This is a genomic window from Pseudoalteromonas sp. CO342X, assembly GCF_004208915.1.
Classification (GTDB): domain Bacteria; phylum Pseudomonadota; class Gammaproteobacteria; order Enterobacterales; family Alteromonadaceae; genus Pseudoalteromonas; species Pseudoalteromonas maricaloris.
This window is the reverse complement of the sequence record NZ_SGPH01000014.1, coordinates 107,008-130,291: the sequence shown is the minus strand read 5'-3', so window position 1 is coordinate 130,291 and position 23,284 is coordinate 107,008. Positions and strand designations below refer to the sequence as shown.

At 42.6% G+C, this 23,284-nt stretch carries 16 protein-coding genes; 7 read left to right on the top strand and 9 right to left on the bottom strand.

Annotated features, from left to right (window positions below):
- Positions 1-2: 2 nt before the first annotated feature.
- Positions 3-1,487, bottom strand: a complete 1,485-nt coding sequence (locus tag EXT47_RS06635) for an alpha/beta hydrolase (protein ID WP_039497478.1) — start codon at positions 1,485-1,487, stop codon at positions 3-5.
- Positions 1,488-1,576: 89 nt separating this feature from the next.
- Between EXT47_RS06635 and EXT47_RS06630 the strand changes: the two genes are divergently transcribed.
- From EXT47_RS06630 to EXT47_RS06620, 3 genes are read left to right on the top strand one after another with little or no spacing between them, the layout of a single operon-like run.
- On the top strand, positions 1,577-1,948 hold the full coding sequence (locus EXT47_RS06630; protein ID WP_039497477.1) for a GntR family transcriptional regulator: 372 nt from the start codon (positions 1,577-1,579) through the stop codon (positions 1,946-1,948).
- Positions 1,948-2,781 carry an ABC transporter ATP-binding protein gene (locus EXT47_RS06625; protein ID WP_039497475.1) on the top strand — a complete coding sequence of 278 codons (834 nt, stop codon included), beginning with the start codon at positions 1,948-1,950 and terminating at the stop codon, positions 2,779-2,781. The genes EXT47_RS06630 and EXT47_RS06625 overlap by 1 nt, the downstream gene beginning before the upstream one ends.
- Entirely contained in the window at positions 2,778-4,031 is a 1,254-nt protein-coding gene (locus EXT47_RS06620; RefSeq protein ID WP_039497473.1) for a hypothetical protein, read from the top strand. Before EXT47_RS06625 ends, EXT47_RS06620 begins: the two co-directional genes overlap by 4 nt.
- A 282-nt stretch (positions 4,032-4,313) precedes the next feature.
- Here the strand turns inward: EXT47_RS06620 and EXT47_RS06615 are convergent, their stop codons facing one another.
- Entirely contained in the window at positions 4,314-4,874 is a 561-nt protein-coding gene (locus EXT47_RS06615) for a TIGR00645 family protein (RefSeq protein WP_039497472.1), read from the bottom strand.
- A 173-nt stretch (positions 4,875-5,047) separates the two neighbouring features.
- Between EXT47_RS06615 and EXT47_RS06610 the strand changes: the two genes are divergently transcribed.
- Entirely contained in the window at positions 5,048-5,290 is a 243-nt protein-coding gene (locus EXT47_RS06610; RefSeq protein ID WP_039497469.1) for a hypothetical protein, read from the top strand.
- A gap of 337 nt (positions 5,291-5,627) precedes the next feature.
- Here EXT47_RS06610 and topA read toward each other — a convergent pair whose 3' ends face one another.
- Positions 5,628-8,273, bottom strand: coding sequence for a type I DNA topoisomerase (topA, locus tag EXT47_RS06605; protein ID WP_010373951.1), 2,646 nt, complete (start codon positions 8,271-8,273; stop codon positions 5,628-5,630).
- Between the two features lie 251 nt (positions 8,274-8,524).
- Positions 8,525-11,506 (bottom strand): hypothetical protein, encoded by a 2,982-nt coding sequence (locus EXT47_RS06600; protein ID WP_240701597.1) that lies wholly within the window; start codon positions 11,504-11,506, stop codon positions 8,525-8,527.
- Between the two features lie 180 nt (positions 11,507-11,686).
- On the opposite strand from EXT47_RS06600, the gene EXT47_RS06595 reads away from it, so the two are divergent.
- Positions 11,687-13,021 carry a dicarboxylate/amino acid:cation symporter gene (locus EXT47_RS06595; RefSeq protein WP_045989330.1) on the top strand — a complete coding sequence of 445 codons (1,335 nt, stop codon included), beginning with the start codon at positions 11,687-11,689 and terminating at the stop codon, positions 13,019-13,021.
- 308 nt (positions 13,022-13,329) lie between these two features.
- Here the strand turns inward: EXT47_RS06595 and EXT47_RS06590 are convergent, their stop codons facing one another.
- From EXT47_RS06590 to EXT47_RS06580, 3 genes are all read right to left on the bottom strand, one after another.
- Positions 13,330-15,996 carry a TonB-dependent siderophore receptor gene (locus EXT47_RS06590; protein ID WP_039497460.1) on the bottom strand — a complete coding sequence of 889 codons (2,667 nt, stop codon included), beginning with the start codon at positions 15,994-15,996 and terminating at the stop codon, positions 13,330-13,332.
- A gap of 314 nt (positions 15,997-16,310) precedes the next feature.
- Positions 16,311-16,961 (bottom strand): DUF2987 domain-containing protein, encoded by a 651-nt coding sequence (locus EXT47_RS06585; protein ID WP_130126152.1) that lies wholly within the window; start codon positions 16,959-16,961, stop codon positions 16,311-16,313.
- Positions 16,951-17,772: a glucosaminidase domain-containing protein gene (locus EXT47_RS06580; protein ID WP_130126151.1), complete on the bottom strand. Its 822-nt coding sequence runs from the start codon at positions 17,770-17,772 to the stop codon at positions 16,951-16,953. The genes EXT47_RS06585 and EXT47_RS06580 overlap by 11 nt, the downstream gene beginning before the upstream one ends.
- Positions 17,773-18,027: 255 nt before the next feature.
- On the opposite strand from EXT47_RS06580, the gene EXT47_RS06575 reads away from it, so the two are divergent.
- Positions 18,028-19,323 (top strand): anti-phage deoxyguanosine triphosphatase, encoded by a 1,296-nt coding sequence (locus EXT47_RS06575; RefSeq protein ID WP_039497453.1) that lies wholly within the window; start codon positions 18,028-18,030, stop codon positions 19,321-19,323.
- Positions 19,324-19,466: 143 nt separating this feature from the next.
- Positions 19,467-21,125: a hypothetical protein gene (locus EXT47_RS06570; RefSeq protein ID WP_130126150.1), complete on the top strand. Its 1,659-nt coding sequence runs from the start codon at positions 19,467-19,469 to the stop codon at positions 21,123-21,125.
- Between the two features lie 8 nt (positions 21,126-21,133).
- Here the strand turns inward: EXT47_RS06570 and EXT47_RS06565 are convergent, their stop codons facing one another.
- Both EXT47_RS06565 and EXT47_RS06560 read right to left on the bottom strand, forming a co-directional pair.
- Positions 21,134-22,522: a HAMP domain-containing sensor histidine kinase gene (locus tag EXT47_RS06565; protein WP_039497449.1), complete on the bottom strand. Its 1,389-nt coding sequence runs from the start codon at positions 22,520-22,522 to the stop codon at positions 21,134-21,136.
- Positions 22,519-23,196 carry a response regulator transcription factor gene (locus tag EXT47_RS06560; RefSeq protein WP_039497447.1) on the bottom strand — a complete coding sequence of 226 codons (678 nt, stop codon included), beginning with the start codon at positions 23,194-23,196 and terminating at the stop codon, positions 22,519-22,521. The genes EXT47_RS06565 and EXT47_RS06560 overlap by 4 nt, the downstream gene beginning before the upstream one ends.
- Between the last annotated feature and the right edge of the window lie 88 nt (positions 23,197-23,284).

Here is a 23,284-nt window from a genome sequence, read left to right as displayed (position 1 = left end):
AGTTACTCCTTATTAGCGGTTGCTGGGCCATTGATGTTCATAAAGAATTGTTTGCGTGTATCTTCTTCAAGACAGCTAGTATCAAAGTCTCCCACTGTCTTTTCATCGTAAAACTTAGCAATAAGCTTATTAGCACAGCTTTGCCCTGCGACAATATGCGTAGCCGTTGGCGCAACTAAGTGCGTGGCATTGCTTAATTTTTCCATCGCAACTTCTGCCCACTTAGCAGGCGTTGCTGGATCTAATCCGCCAGAAAGCAGTAAGGTTGGAATATCTGACGCAACGGGTTCATAGTAACTACTTGGCACCGGGCTCACATTCCAAATTGGGCACGTCGCATCTAGTCCTGTGATCATCATCTCACCCATATAGTTTTCACTATATTTGGCTTTGTCCGCAGCCGTTAATCGTGGCCAATCTTCCCCACATACAATCGCCTGATGCATCCCCATGGCCAATCCCAGACCGTCTTCACTTGGTGCCATCATGCCAACAAGTGGAGCAAGGTTACCGTTAGTCGCTTCACTAATCGCAAGCGGCACCAATGCACGGAAGGAATGAGAGTAAAGCGCCATCCTAATCGCGCTAAATAGCTTCATTTTGGTCATCGTCATTGCAAGCGGTTTGCTGGTTCTTGGATGAAGTACAGACACTTCTATCGGCGTTTGCTCTACTTGATTAAGCAAGCTTTGCCATTGCTGCTTTAGATTCGGATAACTATTTGCACATTTTTTATCGGCTTCACATTGTGCAAAAAGGGCATTCAATGAGCCTTCTATCGCGCCACCAATCGCCATTAAACTTTGGTTATTGGGTGCAAGACCATCTAACACGGCCGATGCAACACTATCAGGGAACTGTCTCATATACTCAAGTGCGATGCGTGTTCCATATGAGCCACCATATAAGTGTAATTTGCTATAACCAAGCGCGACTCTTACCGCGTCAAAATCTTTTGCAGCTGCAACCGTCGTATAGTCGGAAAGATCTGTGTCTAGTTTTTCTTTACACTTAAGGGCATCTTCTTTGTAAAAATCGAGGCCCAATAAGGTATCATTTAGCGCAAACTGTTGCTCAAGATCATCCATATCGCATTGCAATAGATTAGACTTTCCAGTTCCCCGTTGATCAACAAGTATAATGTCTCTATTTTCTCTCGCGTATTTAAGAATTCTTTCAAAGTTTGCTGCAATTTCGGTGGCCGATTGTCCAGGTCCCCCTGCAAACGCAATAATCGCTTCTTGTGGGTAAAGCGGCTTTATTGCAGGAATAACCATAAAATGAATATCAATTTTTTGTTCTGTTTTGGTTTCACTTAATGGTTGCGAGATTTTTCCGCATTGCGCTCTGTCACTCAGGCCTTTTGCATAACAAGCGGATAATTCTGCGGTTGATGTTGCCGCTTGTAATGGCAGCACAGTTCCTAAAACGAGAGGAAGCAGCGCTAGCTTTACTAAGCTTTTCTTAAACTTAAATGGCTTTTTCATAGTTATTTCCTTGTTGACTCACGGTCAGTATGCTAACTTTAAGTGAGTGTATCAGTGTATTATTGTATTAATACAGTAGAATTAGAGTAATGCTAGATCTTATTCATGTCAACCCCAACAGCGCAGAGCCGATTTATAAGCAGCTATTTGATCAAGTAGTGCGTTTAATTGTGTCTGGTAAAGCACAAGCCGGAGAAGAGCTACCTTCTGTAAGAAAGCTAGCTGAGCACTTCTCGGTGAACCCGATGACCGTCTCTCGGGCTATCGGGCAACTTGTCGATCAAGGTTGGCTTGAACGAAGACGCGGCCAGCCGACACGCGTTGCACAGCAGCAAACGACACAACAGACCGATAATCTACTCCATAAAAACCTAGATATTTTAATTAGTGATGCGAAACAGCTTGGGATCAGTAAGACTGAATTGATATCATTGATTGATAAAAATTGGGGACAAGAATAATGACAAGCCCACTACTACAATTCACTAAAATCCATAAACAATTTGCCGACAAGCCGGTTCTTGAAGACATAAATCTTATTATTGAACCAGGCATGGTTATGGGTTTACTAGGACGAAACGGGGCCGGTAAAACAACACTACTGCGAATTGCACTTGGGTTAATCGAACAAAATAGTGGTGAGGTTAGCTGCCTCAACAGCAGCAACCTTGAGCTGAGCCCTACATGCAAAAGCCAAATTGGCTATGTCCCACAACAGCCCTGTGGCTATCAAGGCTTTAAAGTCAAAGACGCCCTAACACTGCATCGCAGCTTTTATCCAAATTGGGATATTACACTTGAGCAAGAATGGCTTTCTCGCTTCGAGTTAGACGAAAACAAGCTGGTAAGTAACCTTTCAGTTGGCCAACAACAAAGCTTAGCGCTGATAATGGCGATGTCGTACCGCCCTAAGTTACTGATCCTTGACGAGCCAGTGTCAAGCCTCGACCCCATTGCACGCCGGGAGTTTATGTCGGACTTATTCGAGTTAGCACTTGAGTCCGGCTCTGGTGTACTTTTCTCCTCGCATATTACATCTGACGTTGAGCGCGTTGCGAGTCACATTGCCATTATTAAAGATGGTAAGGTTTTGGTTACTGGCGAATTAGATACACTAAAAGAACAAATTAGGCTTGTACCACATCATCTTACAAGCAAACTGCCATCAGGAAACGTACTTCATCAATCTGAACGTTTTAGCATTTATCAAGCTCACGACAGTGCAAACTGGTCAGCAGACCTACAGCAAAGCCATAGCAACCTTGAGCAGCTCTTTGTGGAGCTACACGCATGAGTACATTAACTCAGCGCAATTGGTGGACCGGATTTTCCGGGTTTTGGCTGCGAGAGTGCGGCTCAGCAAATTTTTTCATTCCTGGGTTCTTAGCGTCTATCGCTTCACCTTTATTAACCTTAATAGAAGATCAAAATATACAAGCATTTAGTTTGGTCTTTTCAATCAGCGCTTTATGGATGGCTTTTTGTTGGCAGTTAGTGAAGTTGCAAGCACAGGAGAGCGCCTTACTGTTCCCTGCAATTAAACAGCACATATACTTGCAAGGTACGGTAATTCTGGTCATTGGCTACTTACTCAATGCCCTTGCTCTTTTCAACCGCCCCGCATCTGAAGTTGCCTATGCCATGTTATTTGCAACGAGCTTTGGCGGTAGCTTCTTTTTGCTATGTCTTCGAAATAGTGTGTATTTTAGACATAATAGTTACGTTTTTATGCTAGTACTCGTGCTCGCTATGTTTTTTGGCGATACCCCACAAATTTTAGCACTGCTTGCCGTTCCCCTTATGGTAATGGGAACATACCTGTTAGTTACACGGACTCATCACTGCCAATGGCATCATATGGCATATCAAACCTACATAAATAATATTCAAACAGGGTGGCTCCCAAGCAATACCTTCGCACCAGATTTCCTCACTCAGGGGTTTAGACAATTTTTTATGCCAATGAGCTATTTTGCGGGTAATCTGTTGATACAAACCTGTCAGATATTGCTTATCTCTGGACTATTAGCCATTGTGGCAAGTGGCTTTTTTGGTGTCACACTCCATTTTGTTATCGGCTTTACCGATATGCTTGTTCTGATGGTCGCTATTTTTGTCTGTTGGTCCAAACTACAAACAAAAATGACATGGGATCAACTATACCTACTCCCTATCTATTCAAGCCTTAAAGCGATAAAGCAGGCTTACCACGTCTCTGCAGTTAAACTTGGGTTTTGCCTAGCCTTGTTTCAACTTTTAGTATTGCTAGCTTGTAGCTTCTTTTCCACATTCGAGACTGTGGCTTTCTATTTAGTGATATTTACAGGCTCTGTAGCAGGGTTTGTTCTTTGTGTTGCGCTAGGAAGCATGATTAAAAGCGCCCTTACGTTGTCGCTTTGCTGCATGTTCGTAGTCATTTTGCATAGTGCATTTAAATCTTACCTGTTAAATCACGAACAATCAGCAACCACCGTATATCTATTATTAGGTTACGTTGCGATAGCCACCTCACTGCTTGTTTACAGTAATAAGAAGTTTGATTAATACCAGTTGTATTAAGTAAATGATCTATCTTGAAGCGGGGAAATAGCTTTAGTAGCAAGGCAAAAATTTTACTATTTAGTTGTTCTAAATGAGAAATTTTTAACGAAGCTAATATGCTATTTCACCCTTCAAATTGATTAGAGAATTAATTCAATTGGTATAAGAAAGGGGTCACTCGTAAAGGCGTGGCGCTAGCACTTGAACCACCGGAGACAGCGCTGGTTAGAATAAAGGAGTGATCGTGAGCATAAGTCGATTATCACTCCTTTATAGCCGCAATTTTTAATGGGAGTGGGTTCGACTATTAATAAAGTCGGTGACCGAAAACAACACCCCAGAGATCACGAAAGTAATGTGTATGCCTACTTTCCAAGCAAGCTGCTCACTGGTTAAATCTTGAGAATGAATAAAGACCTTGAGCAACTCTACGGCAGATATCGCTACGATGGCGCTGATCAGCTTGATTTTAAGCCCTGAGAAGCCAACTTTCCCCATCCAAGTCGGTTTGTCTTCTTGTGGTTCAACATTAAGCTTGGAAACAAAGTTCTCGTAGCCACTAAAAATAATGATGATCAACAACCCAGCCAGTAAAGCCGTATCAACCAATGTTAAGATACCAATGAGTAATTCTTGATTTGTCGCGGTAAGCGCACTGATGGTCATCACATAAAGCTGTTTAAAGAACTTAAGTAACAGCAACACAATCGCGAGTAGTAGGCCAACAAAGAAAGGCGCTAACAGCCATCGCCCTTTAAATAAGGTTCTTTCTAAGAGATATTCATAACGATTAAATTGCTCATTCTCAGACTTAGTTTCTTGCTCCATGTTTTTGATTTTCACCATCTTTAATTAGTTTAACTGAACCTATAAATGTAGCATCAACGCTTGTATTTCTCACCATTTATTAATGTAAATTTGAATCAATTTTCTGCTCTTAAAGAGAAAATTAATTCGTTTTCCTTATTTTAAATTTTGCTTTAAAACATGCTTGTTCTTTCAACTAACAGGTAACACGAATGAAAACCTTAGTTTCATCATTAATCGCTCTATCTCTTTTTGCTTGTGTACAAGTACAAGCCAATGAAGAGTTACCAGTCGCGCCTGCAGACTTGGTTCAAGAGTTAACTCAAATGTGCCTTGATTGGGCAAAAGATGATGATGTACAAGCATCTGAGATGAAAAAATATGTTTTGAATTGCGTTAACGACGAACTAGAAGCAACTGGCTATCAAAAAGTCAAAGACGTAAACATTAAATAATACCAGTTCGCTTATTTAACCTGAGCTGCGGATAATTAATGCCTTTCTAGCAGCCAGTTTTAGCGCTAACTGCGTTGAATTCACTTCCAATAGCCAGCTATTGGTGCGTAAATTCGCCTTGTTTTCCCTAAAACTTGCTGGCTAGACAAGGAAAAACTAAGTTGTGCTTTAGCAACAATGAGTTGGAACATTCCTTATCCAAACCTCAGGTTATTTAAGTGATGGCATTCATGATGAAAAAGGCCGCTCAATGTGTTGAGCGGCCTTTTATTTTCAATAACATTCTAGACAAAATATCCATAGCATCTAAAGACACCTATCGATGTTTGGCTAGTCGTTAAGCTTTCTTTTTCTTGGTAGTTTTCTCTTCTTCTACCCATTTACCATTGCTATATGTCGCTTTCCAACCCGTCGCTTTACCATCCACTTCTGTCATCACATATTGTGTCTTGGTTTTTCTAGAGTAGCGAACAATCGCAGGGTTACCATCTGAGTCTTGCTCAGGCGCATCAGCCAGATAATAGAATTTAGGTGAAATTCTATCTCTGAAGCGTTTTAGCTCTGATACTTTCGGGGCTCTTGTCTCACGTGATTTCGGGAATGTGTGCGCCGCTAAGAAAATACCTGAAGCGCCATCTCGAAGCACAAAATGCGCATCCGACTTTTCGCATTCTAGTTCCGGAAGCGGAACTGGATCTTCTTTCGGTGGTGCGGCTTCACCGTTTTTCAATAGCTTACGTGTATTTTTACAGTCTTCATTTGTACAACCAAAATACTTACCAAAACGGCCTGATTTAAGCTGCATATCCGAGCCACACTTGTCACACTCAATTAGTGGTCCATCGTAGCCTTTGATCTTAAATGCACCTGTTTCAATGACATAGCCCTTACACGCGGGGTTATTACCACATACATGGAGCTTTTTCGTTTCATCGATAAGGTATGAGTCCATTGCCGTTTCGCAAATTGGACAACGTTTCATATGACGCAGCGATTCAGCTTCCGCCTCTTCATCCGCATCCGCGGCAACCGCTTCATCACCAGACACTAGATTAATTGTGGTGGTACAACGCTCTTTTGGCGGCAAATTATAGCCTGTACAGCCAAGGAATACCCCTGTAGAAGCAGTACGAATACCCATTTTGCGTGAACATGTGGGACAATCGATGTCTGTTTCAACCATCACATTTTGTCGCATGCCGCCTTCACTTTCATCGCCAGCGGCTATTTCTAGCTGGTTAGAAAAGTCGGCGTAAAACTTATCAAGTACCTGCGTCCATAAACGTTCGCCTTCTGCGATATCATCAAGGCGACCTTCCATTTTGGCGGTAAAGTCAAAGTCCATTAAATCGTTGAAATTCTCAACGAGTCTGTCAGTTACGATCTCGCCCATTTTTTCAGCGTAAAAACGGCGGTTTTCAACTCGAACATAACCACGGTCCTGAATCGTTGAAATGATAGCTGCATAGGTAGATGGACGACCAATACCACGCTTTTCTAATTCCTTAACTAAGCTTGCTTCGCTGAAACGTGCTGGTGGTTTAGTAAAGTGCTGCTTAGGATCAATCGCAATAAGATCAAGCTTGTCGCCAACTGAAACACTTGGAAGCGCCTGCTCTTCTTCATTCTTCTTACGAACGGCTGGTTGTACACGTGTCCAACCATCAAAACGTAGCACGCGCCCTTTCGCTTTTAACGTGTAATCTTCCGCGGCGACGGTCAGCGTCGTTAGGTCATACTCTGCTGGCATCATCTGACACGCCACAAACTGACGCCAAATAAGCTCATAGAGCTTCTTAGCATCTGCCTCTACGCCGTCTAAATGACCTGATAAGATCGTCACATCAGATGGACGAATTGCCTCGTGCGCTTCTTGTGCGTTGCCTTTTGCGGAATAACGCAGTGGTGCTTCTGGAAGATACTTACTACCAAATTCACTATCGATATAGCCACGACACATTTCTAACGCATCGTTTGATAAATTCGTCGAGTCCGTACGCATATAGGTGATGTAACCCGCTTCGTATAGACGCTGCGCTAACATCATGGTTTTCTTTACGCCATAGCCTAAACGAGTACTTGCCGCTTGCTGCATTGTCGAGGTAATAAATGGCGCACTTGGCTTACTCTTGCTTGGCTTTTCTTCAACCTTGACTACTTCGTAAGCACTGTTTTCAAGCACTTGTACGGCAGTATCAGCCTGCGCTTTATTTACAGGCTTAAATGCCTCACCTTTAAACTTAGTAACCGCTAGGCGAATATCATCTTTTGTTGCTTTAACATCGGCGTGAATATCCCAAAACTCTTCTGGAATAAACGCTTTAATCTCACGCTCTCGCTCAACAAGTAATCTCACAGCAACAGATTGTACGCGACCTGCCGATAACCCTCTTGCTACTTTTTGCCAAAGCAGCGGGGATACCATAAAGCCAACAACTCGGTCAAGGAATCGTCTTGCCTGCTGCGCATATACCATGTCGGTGTTAAGGTCGCCAGGCGCTTCAAACGCTTGGGTTATCGCGTTTTTGGTGATCTCGTTAAAGACCACACGCTTATATTTGCTCTCATCGCCACCGATAATCTGTTCAAGGTGCCAAGCAATAGCTTCCCCTTCTCTATCCAAATCGGTTGCGAGATAGATATGGTCAGCATCCTCAGCAAGTTTCTGTAGTTCTTGAACTACTTTTTCTTTACCCGGCAAAATTTCGTAATGCGGTTCCCAACCCTTCTCAGGATCAATCCCCATCCTCGCAACTAAATTTGCATAATCTTTTTGCTTTTTATATTGCGCTTTTTCTTCAGGTGACATTTTACGTACTTCAGCTGGCGACTTAGTTGCCAAGCCTTTCGTCTTACCTGCCCCTGAGGTAGGAAGATCTCGAACATGGCCTACACTGGATTTAACAATGTAATCCTTGCCGAGGTATTTATTGATTGTTTTTGCCTTCGCGGGAGACTCTACAATTACTAGCGATTTGCCCATAGCTGCCTATTTTTGACCGATTCTGTCTGATGTTTGCCCTTACTTGGGCGTTAAATTACTTATAGGTATATCTACAAACACCTATTGTTACAAGCTAAAAATACTAACTTTTCCCTGATCACCGAATTATTATCCAATTTATGTACAATATTCAGCCAATTTAGGGACGCATTTATATATATAAGGTTAAGGCACGGGAATATAAAGGAATAGAAACAAAAATGCCAACCCGAAAGTTGGCATTTGTCATTTTATCCAGCGTCTGTAACGCTTATTCCGATTGATTGTGTCTTTCGTTCGTCATCATCATCTCCTAAAGCTGGGAAAGTAAATTTGATCCCCAATACGCCAGAAAGTTTGTTGTTTGGCTCAGCTTCCCTCGCCAAAGTAACGTTGAAGAAGTTTGGCTTATCACTTGTATAGTTCCCTAAGGTGCCAGACACACTTCCACTGGTTAGCTCACCGTTATTTGTTGAAATTTCTACTTCTGTACCAGCTGGAAGCGGATTACCAAACTCATCAGTGAAATAAATTGTAATAGGAACGGCTGATGGGCTGCCTGCCGCCGTGAAATCTACACTGGCGAGGTCGCACACACCGTCTACTCCAGATGGTTCAAGCACTAAGCCATTGCCACTTGGACACGCATTAGAACCTGCAAGCGAAGCTGGCACTGTAAACCGCACAAAAGCATTATCGCCAGACATTATCAATTCAAATTGTCTGTATACATTAACTAGCTCTTTAGTACATTCTCCTGCGGCTTCAGCTGCTTCTGAACAAAGCAAACCATTATATTTGCCGTCCCCTTCATAAATATTGTTGCCATCGATATCAAAATCAAAGCGACCATTGTTATTGCTATCCACCCACCAATCGTCATGACCGCCATTTACAGTTCCCGTTGGAGAACAAGGTCCTGTGTTTGCAGCAGAATCACAATTCTCTTTATCAAAACGACCATTTTCATTGGTATCTAGGAATGCTTCTGTAAGATCAAACTCTTGGCGATATTCGCCAATGTCGAACCGACCATTACGGCGCTCTACTCCACCGCTTGATTGCTCATCTCTGAAATTTTCTTGGCCTTTAACAAAAGCCAACACACTTACACGCCCACCCATAACAATTCGTCTAAGTGCAGTTGTAGCGCCATCGTTCGACGAAGCGTCTTTTTGTCTTAGCATGCCATTAATACATGGTGCGGCATTACCAAAATATGGGTCACAGTTCCAATTAGCTGAGCTTTGCTTTTGAGTATTTGATAATGTAGCTGCTAGTCTAGGTGCTACCGCTTCAAAGGTATTTACATTACCGTCTATATCACCAATGCGGTTACCCCAACGATATTCATAGAAAGGTCTATCTCCTTGGCTACGCCACACCACAGTACAAGCAGCATTATTCGTTCTACAATCGTAAGTGTCCTCAGACTCAGTACTACCAATAGCACCGGCTTCAGCAATCACAGTTGCAGCAACGCCATCAGCATTGAACTGATTGAATTGATCACCAAAGAACAAGGTAATATTTGTTGTTACCCCATTATAATTAAGCGAATTGGTATTGAAGGTAACAGGGGAAGCGTCAAAGGTATCCTGATCGGTGACACCTGAGCTTAAAATTAATCCTGACGATACACCAAATATCTGCTCACTTAATGGGATAGTATGCATAACACCTGCGGGACAGCGGACATCGTCGTTTGATGCATCTGCATCATTACATGCTTTGGCGATATCCGTCCAACAGGTAATCGCATCACCTTCAGGTAAATTCACGTAAGATTCTTCTGGAATATAACACGCACTGACAACGAGCGGACCTGGCACAATACCAGACTTAACCGTTGTTCTTACAATACCATTTGCATTGGTGTTTCCGGTAATTTGCGTAAGCGAGGCTAGGCCTTGCTCATCTGACAATCTAAAGTCGACTCGCGCTCGTGGAATTGCAAGGTTATCTTCATCTACCAGTTTAAAGCTCACAACAGATTGGGTTGGTAAGCCGCCTTCACCAGGAGGTAAAGCAATAAACTGATTAAAGCCATCTTCCTCAGGTAAAAACTGTACCGCTTGTGCAAGCGCGCTATCCACTTCAATAATCGTTTCTTGATTTATTGGAGAGCTGCCATTTTGGATAGTAACAGAAATTCTATCTTCGCCTTGGCAACCTTTAGCACGGTATGTAGAACGGGCGATACCATTTGAGGTATTTACCGTTTCATCTAATTCTGCAAGCGCAGGGGTCGCTGCGGAACAAGCTGAGCTAAATGCAACTTCAACAGCGCTATTGATTAATGCCCCATTCTGATCCTTTAACGTCACGGTAATAACCGTACTTCCACCTGCGGAAAGCTTTTGTTGAACTCCATTACTATCAACCAAACCATTGTCAATCGTAACATTCAACTGAGCAACACCAACATTAAAATTGATAGCCTGAGTGACATCAACATAATCAGGAGAGTTTACCGTGATAGTACCTGCGCCACCTTGATTACCAGGCTGAAACTTTAGGATTGCAATACCAAAAGAATCCGTTAACGCGGTGCCTGTCGATGGTAAGATAGCCCCTAAAGTAGTCTCAGCGCTAATTAACGCGTTGGCTATAGCATCACCAGTTTGGCTAGATGTCATTTTGATGAATACATCAGCCGTCTCGTTTGACGATACTTGATTGACGCGAGTACACCCAGCAGCAATTGGATCTATCATTGCCTGATTTCGGCTATCATCCCAACCTGCAGGACATTTACTTAATAACATGACCTCAAGTTTTGCTGACGCGGTTACATTGCCGTCATCACCACCACCTTGAGAGGTAAAATCAAAAGATCTCGTTGCACTATTATCACCTTGAGTGTAAGAGGCCGTAATACGTCCAGCACCCACAGTAGCCGTTACTTTTAACGTAATTGACGCTTTACCCTCAGTATTTGTAAGCACAGACCCTGAGCTGGGTTCCATGGTAGCAAATTCGTCGCTCTCAAAAACGACTCGACTATTTGCCAGAGGGCTACCATCTTTTGTTAACGTGGCAGTGATTACTAGAGGAGATGAAGATGAAAGTGTATTCGTTGAATTACCACTAGTATCCGCTCCTGAAAGCGTAATGGCATAAGTACCATCGCTACCATCACCATTACCATTATCTGTATCTTTTTGGATACTGCCGCCGCCACCGCACGCGGTCAGTAAGAATGCTAGCATCAGTATGCTAAAATAGCGCATCAAGGGCATTCACCTATCTCCCTAGCTAAGTTAATTTTATTATTGTTCAATAGTAACTCAATTTTAGCGATAAAATCACAATTTTTTATTAGATTAGGTAGATTTTCTGTCGTGAAATGCTGTTCATCTGCGCCAAGCCTGTTAAGCTTTAGCAGTTTTAAGATACATAGTGTTAGGACAATGTCAGAAAATCAAAAAATGGGCCTAACGGCGCGCATTATGATAGGTATGGTGTTGGGTGTTGTATTAGGCCTCACTCTTCAAGCCATCCTAGGTAAGAATAAAGAAATACTCATTCCTTTAGGTCTCTTTGACCTCCCCATTAAAGGTTTTTTCGTTGACGGTTTATTCCACATAGGTGGGCAAATCTTCATTGCAAGCTTAAAAATGCTTGTTGTTCCTTTAGTGTTTATTTCCCTTGTTTGTGGCACATGTAGCCTTAGTGACCCAAAGAAATTAGGCCGCTTGGGTGGTAAATCCATTGGTTTGTATCTCATTACAACAGCAATCGCAATCACGGTTGCAATCACGCTCGCACTACTCATTGCACCGGGCGGTGGCGTTGAAATTCCAAGCAGCGCGTCATTTGACGCAAAGCAAGCGCCAACACTTGTGCAAGTCATAATCAACATGTTCCCAACCAACCCAATTGATGCGATGGCCAATGGTAACATGCTTCAAATCATCGTCTTTGCGCTGCTATTTGGTATTGCTATGGCATTAAGCGGAGACGCTGGTGCTCGCCTAGCAACCGTATTTGAAGATCTCAATACAGTGGTGCTTAAGCTAGTGACTTTATTAATGAATGTCGCTCCATATGGCGTATTTTGTTTGATGGCTAAGTTGTTTACAACCATCGACATGGGGTTAATCGCCGAGCTTGGCAAATACTTTATGGTGGTGCTGGCAGCGCTGCTAATTCATGCATTCATTAACTATTCAATCTTATTTAAGCTATTGACGGGCTTGAGTCCAATCATCTTCCTAAAGAAGATGAAAGACGCGTGTATGTTTGCCTTTAGTACTTCAAGTTCAAGTGCGACTATGCCTGTAACATTAGAGACTGCGACTAAGAAGCTAGGTGCACATAACTCAGTCGCTTCTTTCACAATCCCTCTGGGTGCAACCATTAATATGGATGGCACAGCTATTATGCAAGGTGTTGCAACAGTCTTCATCGCACAGGTATTTGGTGTAGACCTCACCATCAATGACTATCTCATGGTTATCTTGACTGCTACTCTTGCCTCTGTTGGTACGGCAGGTGTGCCTGGTGTGGGCTTGATCATGCTTGCAATGGTGCTTAACCAAGTTGGATTGCCAGTTGAAGGTATCGCGCTTATCATTGGTGTAGACAGACTGCTAGATATGACAAGAACAGCCGTTAATATAACAGGTGACTGTATGGTTACTTGCGTTGTCGCTAAGTCTGAAAACGAATTTGATATTGATGTTTTCAACGACCCTGATGCTGCAAAAGAACTGGAAGAAACCACTTCTAAAGCAAAATCGTAAATATCAATAACGCAGCTAGTTATAATAGCTGCGTTATTCTCCTCAATAAGCTAACTCAATACTCTCCTAGCGACATATCTGCTATCCATACCCTTTTCTTCATTGCCATTTTTTCCTAGGTACAGAATAAGATTAAGCAGAAGATTCTCCGTGCCTATGCATATGAGTACTTTAGTTATTGCAGGATTTGGACATGGAGTTACCGGTAAGTCTCTCCATTTCAAAGCTAGGCCACTTAATTAAACGAATTGGTATAAGAAAAAACCGCGCTATAAAGCGCGGCTTTCATCTTAATAAACGTTAATGTATTAGAATTGGTATGCAAACTTCACGTATGCTTGACGACCAAGGATACTGTGCGTTTTATTGTCAATTCCCATAGACTCTGAAGGAGCAAGCGGCGCTTCCTCATTAAACAAGTTAGACGCACCGAGCGTTACTGTCAGCTTTTCTACGCCAATATAACTGACGCTTGTATCAACGGTAGTCCATGAATCAATCTCATATTTATTGCCATCACTATCGGCAAGGTCTTTATACGAATCGACATAGTTTACGCTGATATTTGCAAGCCAATCATTCTTGGCCCAGTCCATGCCTGCGGTCCAACGGAACTGTGGATGCTGGTATTCTCCATTGAGATCTTCTGCAACATTGAATGTGTTACCTTGATCGTCACTTTCAAATGATTGCTCTTCAAAGTTAAGTGCGTAAGTTAAGTTATAATTGAACTTAAATTCACCCATTTCACGAGTAGTTAACGCGTAGGCTAAGTTAACATCGAAACCGTCTGTTTCACGACCACCAATATTAACAAAGGTGTCGTTAATAGTGAGAATACGACCAAGTGTGCTGCCCTGATTCGGTGCACGAACAACTAAATTAGGATCAGTGCCACAACAATCAACTAACTTCTGTGCACCTATCTTCTTGATAAGATCTTCTTGATCATAGTTCCAGTAATCCACACCGATACTAAAGTCATCGGTCGCTTGCCACACAACACCTAAGTTGTAGTTTTCTGACTCTTCTGGTTGTAGATTTTTGTTACCAGACACAATCGCAGTGTATTCATACGGGCTACAATCATCATCAGCGCCAGTTTGGCGACAACGCTCGCGGTCTATCACGCTTGGAGATTCGTCTGTTCTACCTAGATGTAGCTGCACAAGAGAAGGTGCTCTAAATGCTGTTCCCCAAGAACCACGAACCACAAGGCTATCAAGTGGTGACCAACGGAATGCTACTTTTGGATCGGTTGTTGTCCCAAAGTCACTATAGTCTTCATAACGCAATGCTAATTGTAGCTCTAGCGTATCTAGCACTGGTACGCTAAATTCTGCGAATATCGCAGTATTGTCGCGATCACCGTTCGCTTGCGTCGCTTCTGTACCAAAGATTTCGCCTCGGATGTATTGACTATCTGGGTTATCTTCGATTTTCTCGTAACGATGTTCGAAACCAAACGCTGCAGCAACGTAGCCTGCACCCAATTCAAACAGTTCGCCTGAAATGGTACCGTCTAATGATTGCATGGTTGATGCACCATAACGCGTAGTCGTGGTCTCAAAAAACGCCAAACCTGCTTCTGTATTGGTGCTTGGTTCAAATGGGTTCCAAAGACCCTCATCAATCGCTTGCTGCGCTCTTAGCTTGTTAGGGAAACCATCAAAACCCTTTTCAACTGCACTTGAACGAATGGCAGAATATGCAACTTCCCAAGACCACGCATTCCACTCACCACGAGCACCAAGGACGGCGCGGTAATATTCAGAATCAACATCTTTTTTACGGTTACCGATATCAACCGTACGACGACGCATTGAAATATCGACACCATGTAAGAAATGGTCAGGATCGTTAAATAGTGGATGGTTTGGGTTGTCCCCATCCATAAATAGTTCTGTAAAGCTTGGACTACCTGCACCTTGAATGAAAGTTGTAGAGTGCTGTGCCGAAATTTCTGCAAAACCTTCAATACCTTCAGTGATTTCTTGTACACCGTTATAGTTAAAGCTAATACGCTCTGTCGATGGAATTGCGGTCATGTGTGCCGCATAGTCATAACGACAAATATCACCAATATCTAAAGCAGGATCGCATTTATCATTACCCCATACGTCCGTAAAGATAGTCTGTCTCACCTGAGTGCCATCGTCTTCAACACGAACAACAGGTAATCTCGCCCACTGCTCGTCTGTTAACATGCTTCTCATTACTTCAACACTACCTGGAACACCAGCAGAACTTAATGAGTTATTACCACCACGAAAACGCTGATCAGCAGATGCCGTATAGTCACGATCTGCATACGTTAAGTGACCACGTTTAAAATAATCGAGTGAGAAATTATGGTGGCCATTTTGTGTTGACGAACCCCAAAGAAGGGTAAAGTTTTGCTCTTCGGCACCACCATCTGCGGTGTCTGAGATTTTACCTGCAACTTCAAAACCGTCGATATCATCACGAAGAATGATGTTAATAACACCTGCTACCGCATCCGAACCATAAGTTGCTGAGGCACCATCTTTTAGAATATCTATACGTTTAACCGATGAAACCGGAATGGTATTTAAGTCCACAAATGATGTTTCGATATCTTTTGCAAATGGGCTAACCGCAACGCGGCGGCCATTGATTAATACAAGCGTCGATGATGCCCCTAACCCTCTTAGAGCAACACTAGAGCCACCATTTGCTGTGTCATCGCTGGAGTTACCTTGCGTACTAAAAGTACCAGTACCCGATACCGGCAGCTTTTGCAACGCGCCAATAAGGTCCGTTGATCCCGTTGAAGCTAGATCAGCAGCTGATAAACTTTGGATTGGTGACGGGCCTTCTAAATCTGTTCTTTTAATGTGAGAACCGGTCACTTCAATACGTTCAACTTGCTTCGTTTCTTCAGCCTTAACTTGTTGATTCATGCCGATTAAAACGGCAATAGAGAGCGCACTGAGTGGTAATTTATAGGTCATCCTGTTTCCCCTTAAGTTGATAATTACACTGTAGTTTTTTTAATAATCCAGCCATTATTAGCATACCGAAGCAACTTTAACAATGCATTTATTTAACATTAAGTTTCCATTTTGGGGGTCTAATGGCAGAAATTCACGACGAATAGATATCGCTGTTTGCCGGTATGAATTATTGTCAAAAGAAGGATTAATGGTGATGAGAGAGGGTTTTATCTGTAAGAAATGCAAGGGTGAAGTAACGTCCAACGAATTTCGTTAGTCTGAATAGCTCCGACTAAAGTCTATAGACGTTACTTTATATTATGATGGGCTAGTTATAGTGCTAGCCAAGGTTGCACTGACTTCACATTAGCAGAGTCTGCAAAATGTGTATTGTCGTTTGACCATGCCTTCGGGACGCTGATTTGACAGACTTGCGACTCACACTTCATTGTAGCGTCGGTGACAGTTTGACTTCTGCCAAAGGTCACAATAACCCCTTGTTGCTCAGGCAGCAAAAATGACAGTAAGTTTTTAATAAAAAAGCCAGAGAGATCAGCGAGTAGCTCTTCGAATTCCTGTTGCATTTTATAAAGGTCAGCTTTGCTCAAAGATGTTGTGTTAAATAACTCAGCTTCAATCTGCATTTTTAGCTGGCAGTCCGAGTTTGCACCCTTCGTTTCAATCACTACTTTTGCTTTGTCTTTGTCCAATTCTTTGTCAAATGGCAGCAATAGCTGCGCTTCATCTGTGTACGACAATGGAAAGCTCGCTTCCTCGGTCACAATATTCCCCGTTGTGATTTTACAGGCTTGCATGCTCACTGTATCGACAAGGTAAAAACCCACACGTGCAAACTCAAACTCGCCTTTACTTACCACTTTTAATCTGTCGTAAAAGCTGTCATATACAAAGGTGACTGTTTTAGCTGAGGCTATCGCACTCCAAAGTGCCATTATCAGGACAAGTACTATCTTACTCTTCATCAAAATACGCTCGGTTATGCCTTATCATATCGTTAAGTTCGTTCACGTAGTCCTCACCACGCTCTGAATAACTCAAAAGACCACTTGTTAATACTGTCGCGTCAATCGGCGCTTTTTGAGCTCGCAGCTCTGCTCGTACCGAACGCAACTCCCTGTATGCATCATTGGTGTTAATATTTCTAAAGTATGACTTGACCGCGGCTCTTACCGACTGAAATGCTCTAACTTCATGATCGGCCGCATCTTCTCGCCGCTTAGGCACCATACCGCAGCCTTTGGTGTAACACCATTGACCAAAAAAATTTAACCCAATTCGTGCAAACCGTGACGTACCCCAGGCTGATTCATTAGCAGCTTGCATCAGCGCCAGCTCTTTAGGAATAATATCCACTCGGCGCAATGCTCTTTTGAGCGAAGATTCATTAATGGCTTCGCCTTTTAAATCATACTTTGTGAAAATCATCGCAATCTTTTCTATTTGTTTGCGTGTTAGCGTTTCATCAAATTGCACCATCATCAGAGCGATTTCAAGCGTTGCCCGTTGCTCTAAGATCTGTTTATTTTCGGCTTCTACGTGCGGTTTAATAAAGTCGAAAAACGCTGTTTTCTTTTCCTTAATGTCACGAATGGCTGAAAAATTGGGTAGCTTTACACTATGGAGTGGCTTTTCCGGCACCTTAGGTACAACCTCAGCACTCGTATCCTCTTGATCTAAAGTAGAATCTTGAGGACTTTTATCTTGGATAAAAGGATAAATTAACGCCCAAATGGTCACTAGGGCAACAATGAGTTTAATCAGTTTAGCTTGCATACTTCTCCTCGCAGTGGCGTTGTTCTGGAAACGGAGTCTCTTTCCCTAAGTCTCTAAGAACTTTTCTCAAGCCCGCTCAATAACAGTTTTATTCTGTTACTATAGTTTGATAGAGCGTTGATAAATTGCGCCAAAATAACAGTATTCAAAAATAGCGGCTGATAATATCAAAAGCCGCAATTAAACGCGAATTTTCGTTCAGTTATCGTACATAGTTTAGACGAGTTTGAGATATAAAGAAAAAGGAACAGAAGTATGACGTCTAACGCTTGGCAGCAGCGTCTGCTATCGCAGCAAAAAAACCGCCCTAACGACAATCGCTCAGCATGGCAAATAGATCGTTCTAGGATCATACATGCCGCGGCTTTTAGGCGCTTGCAAGCCAAAACCCAAATTATGGCAATCGGCGTCAACGACTTTTACCGGACTCGCCTAACACACTCTTTGGAAGTATCGCAAATAGGCAGCGGTCTATTGCGCCATTTAAGAAAACAACACCCTGAATTTGAACATTTTCCTTCAACAAGTCTTATTGAAACTTTGTGCCTAGCGCATGATATCGGCCACCCGCCTTTTGGCCATGGTGGAGAAATAGCGCTTAATTACCTTATGCGCGATCACGGAGGGTTTGAAGGAAACGCCCAAACCTTGCGCATTGTCACCAAACTGGAACCATACACTAAAGGTTATGGCATGAACTTAACGCGCCGCACCTTATTAGGTTTTATTAAATACCCTGCATTAATCGACACACTTTGGTATCACCAACCAACGCAAACACAAAGTCGAAAATACATATTGTCCAGTGATTGGCTGCCTGCAAAAGGCATTTATCAATGCGACCAATCGGTATTTGATTGGATCCTCTCGCCATTTTCTCAAAACGACCAAATAAAGCTGCAAGAAACCGAGGTAAAAGACACCTTCCGTCGCAAGACAAAGTTTAAATCGTTAGATTGCGCCATTATGGAATATGCCGATGATATCGCCTATGCAGTTCATGATTTAGAAGATGCGATAGCAACCGAGACCCTTAACGAGGCAGCATGGCATGATTTTGCTCTGCCTGAATTGCAAAAGTTAGACTCACCTTGGTTAAAGCAAAACTTACCGCGCGTGAGCGAGAGTTTATTTTCAGAAGATGAATCTAATCGAAAAGATACCATAGGTGAACTCGTCAACCTGTTTATTGTGCATTGTAAACTCACCGTTCAAGACTCAGATTTTGACTCCGCCCTACTTCATTTTACCGTTGAGATGGCACCCGAATTTCAGGAAATCCTGCAAGTATTAAAAGTGTTCGTATATCAAAGATTAATTCGTGAACCTAAAATGCAGCAAATTGAGTTTAGTGGTCAAAACCTGCTTATTGATTTATTTGAAGTTTTTGCCAGTGACCCGATGCGATTGTTGCCGTATACAACCCAAACATTGTACCAGCAAGCAACCGATGAAACGCAGCAAATGCGCGTGTTAGCGGACTATCTTGGTGGCATGTCTGATGAGTATGCACGAAAAACGCATCGACGCTTATTTACCGGGGAACTGTAAACTCTGCTCGAAGAGGTAAAAATTAATCATGAAAAATTCGCATACATTGGCGATTAACTCATTCTTTAATTTTTCTTAAGCCTTTCTTAAGTATTGGCATATATGTTTTCAACGTAGCTTGATATTTTTCAGTTGGAGCATATATGCCAGCCAAAACCGTTGCGGTATTCGTGTTAGTCACTTCAATCACTCCTGCGTTTGCTGGTGACCCATTTAGCATCGACTCCCTTTGCAATAATAACGCTGAACATAGTAACAAAATGGCGCGACAGACGGATAAAGCAAGTCAAGAGAAAAACATCAAGATTGAGTCTATCGAAATAAACTCAAACCCTATTTTTAATCCGGACGACCCAGAAACGACCTCTTTCCATGACTTCGTAAACTGGCTGCATATAGAAACCCGAGATGCGACTATCGCTTCTCAACTCCCTTTTCAGGCTGGTGACCTAGTCAGCGAGGCCGATATTTTAGAGGCTGAGCGGATCTTGCGTGCTAAAAAATACATCAGAGAGGCGAAAATTAACTATGCCAAACCATGCAGCAGTGCCGAACCACAGAAAATATCAGTGCAAACGTGGGACACCTGGAGTTTGCTGCCCAGTGTAAACTTTGGCCGAAGTAGTGGAAACAATAAGTTAAGTCTGGGGTTTAAAGAGGAAAACTTGTTAGGGTATGGCGTTAGAGCATCCGTAAAATACAAATCTGACCATGAACGTTCCGGTTACCATAGCGTGTTGCAAATGCCTGCGCCATGGCAACCACATGCCATGATAACGGTGCAAGCAGATGATTATGATGACGGTCAAATATTTATGACTGACATTTATCAACCTTTCTATCAGCGCTCCAGCTCTTTGTTATATAGAGCTTATATTAATGCACAAGACCAAACGACTTCTATCTATCATAACGGTCAAACAGAAAGTCAGTTTCGATATAATGGTACATCTGCGCAGTTTGCTTATGGCCGTTTATGGCAGCAAACCAACACCACCACACTTAGGTGGATAGCTGGTGTCGATTACCAAGATGTCAGCTATGACGAGCCAAACTTAGCCATAAGGGATAACCTTTATGACTTCAAATTGTTAGCGCCTTGGATAAGTCTTCAATATATCGAAGATAATTATATCGTGCTGCAGGACGTAGACTTAATCAATCACAGTGAAGATTTCAACCTCGGATGGTCACTTGCGGCCAAAGCAGGTATTGATACCGAAGCGGATGGAGTTGGCTCAATTTGGGAGTTTTCAGCCAATAAAGCATGGCTATTTAATGATGATGTCTTATACCGATTTAAAGCATCAACCAATGCCCAAATCGGCACGCAGCAAGGTGATAGAGTATGGTCTACTCTCGCTGCAAAGGTAAATTATCGCTGGAGCGATAGTTTTGCTTTTTATGCTGATGTCATTGCTGCGTGGCAAAACAAGGAATTTGCCGAGCGTCCTCTTGCACTCGGTGGAGAAGAAGGGCTCCGTGGCTTCCCACAAAGCTATCAACAAGGTACGCAAACGGTCAAATCTTCATTCGAGCTCCGTATGTACCCTAACATTAATATTTATCAGCTTGTTGATTTAGGGTTCGTTGGCTTTGTTGATATGGGAAAAGCATCCGGGAATATACAACATCCAAATATAAGCAATAAAATGCTAGGTAGTGTAGGGCTCGGAGTTCGTTTATATTCCGCCCGTTCAAGCAACGAAAACGTAGTGCATATAGACTTTACTAAACCATTAAGTAACTATCCTGAAGTTGACAGCTGGGAACTTGGTTTATCAGTGGAAACTCACTTTTAAATAGCGCTTCAAAGGGTAAATGTAAAGGTGATGGTACTCGCTTCCAACGCAACAGTGAGTTCCGCGTCAATGGCTTCAGCAAAGGTCCTAGCAATAGGCAAGCCCAAGCCAAAGCAATCATTCGCGCTTCTCGATTGGTCGCTTTGCCATAGTGGTTCAAATAATTGTGCTAAATTCACGTTTTCGAGCTCGCCGGAAACCTGATTGCTCACTCGAACATTTATCCCATTTGTCGCCCCCTTTTCAACAACGATAAGTGCTTCAGAACCCAGTACACGGTGGCGCTTGGCATTTTTCAGTAAGTTACCAATGATGCTCTCGACTGCCATTAAGTTGGTCTGAATTGGACATTCGGAGCAAGTTGTCTGAATCTCAACATTATCAAATGCTATCTCACCAATCGAACGGTTGACGACTTGCAATACATCAACAACATCGTCTTTAGGTAGCTTTATCTGCTCATATTTATGTAGCAACATTACATTGGTGACGATGTTTTTCATCCGCTGACTTATTCTTAATACTTCTGGCACAAAGTCATCCGCCAGTTCATTGTCTTCCGGGAAGCGTGAAATAACTTCCGCCAAATTAATAAGCTCCGTAATGGGCGTTTTTAATTCATGCGAAATATCTGAGGTTAAGCGCTTTTCTCGCAAGTACAATTGTCTGTTTTCAACGATAAAACGGTTTAAGCTTTGCTCAACGGGTAATAGCTCAGAGACTGGCTTTTCTAATATTATGGTGTCTGAATCTTTAGAGAAATTTAGTTTGGCTATCTGAGCGTTCATGCTATTCAACGGCGCGAGACCAACATCGACCGTTTTACGCACAAAGACACGAATAAACACCACAACACATACGATAGTCACGATAAAAACGATATCAATGAGCCAAAGAATAAAGTCCAGTCCCTCTGACGAGGCCGCATAGGCAATAACAAGTTCGTCGTCAAAAGATGTTTTTTCCCCTTTTAGGGTATGGATCTGCGGAATAAAACGGGTATATATGATCCGTCCCGCACGACCATCTGGCAGGGTTTCATTTACCACTTTGTTCTCGCCAAGTGATAACGACAAATAAGGTAACTCGTGTTGCGAAAAAAGATCTAAGCTGTCAGAGCGTGCAAAAACTCGGTCGTTCAACCAGATTTGATAATATTCGGGCTCGATATTGCCAGTAAATTCAGGTAAAAACTCACCGGAAAAGTGCAGTTCAAGATGATCTTCATCTTCAGAGACTAACGTCATCAGCATGCCAACTTTTGTATGCATCGCTTTGTCGAATTGTGAGTCAATCCAAGAGTCCACAGCCAAATCTGTAGCGAGTAAAATGGCGACTACAACACCTGTGATGGTAATTGATAATGTGCTAACTAAGTTCCCTCGGATCGACTTCATGGTAGTTGCTCAACATAATATCCAAACCCGCGTTTAGTTTTAACTGGCAAGCATTGACCCAGCGCTTTGACCTTTTTACGTAGCGAAGAAAGGTGAGCTTCGATGGCATTTTTCGACACGCTATCGAAATTGCCGGTAATATAAGTGCTTAATTTTTCTGGTGTAATAATCTTATTTTGATTAGTAAACAAACATTCCAAAATTTTATACTCATTGGGTGTTAAGTCTATCCGCTGCCCTGCAATTAACGCTGACTTTAGCTGCAAGTCAATGGTCAAGAAGCCATGCACTATTTCATCACCATCTTGTTTAAATGCCCCTCTTCTCATTAGCGTTAATAGCCGTGCATGCAGCTCATCAAACGAAAAGGGCTTGGCGAGATAGTCGTCTGCACCACTTAATAAACCCAGCACTCGGTCTTCAGGTTGTGACTTTGCTGACAACACCAACACTCGAGTGTCGTTCTTCTGTTGCCTTAGCGCTTTAAGCACACTTATGCCATCCAAACTAGGCAACATGATATCTAAAATAATTACATCATAGTGATCCATCAGCGCCATACTCAAACCGCTAGAACCATCCGCCGTATCATCTACCGTAAAACCCAGTTTAGAGAGCCCTAAGGTTAAGCTGCGACGCAAGGACTCAGAATCTTCAATCAGTAACACATTCATAAATAAACCTTCGGCTAGTGCTTAATATCACATAGCTTAGTTGCTCAAACTTAAGATTCGCTAAAGAGAACTTCAACTTTCATCAATT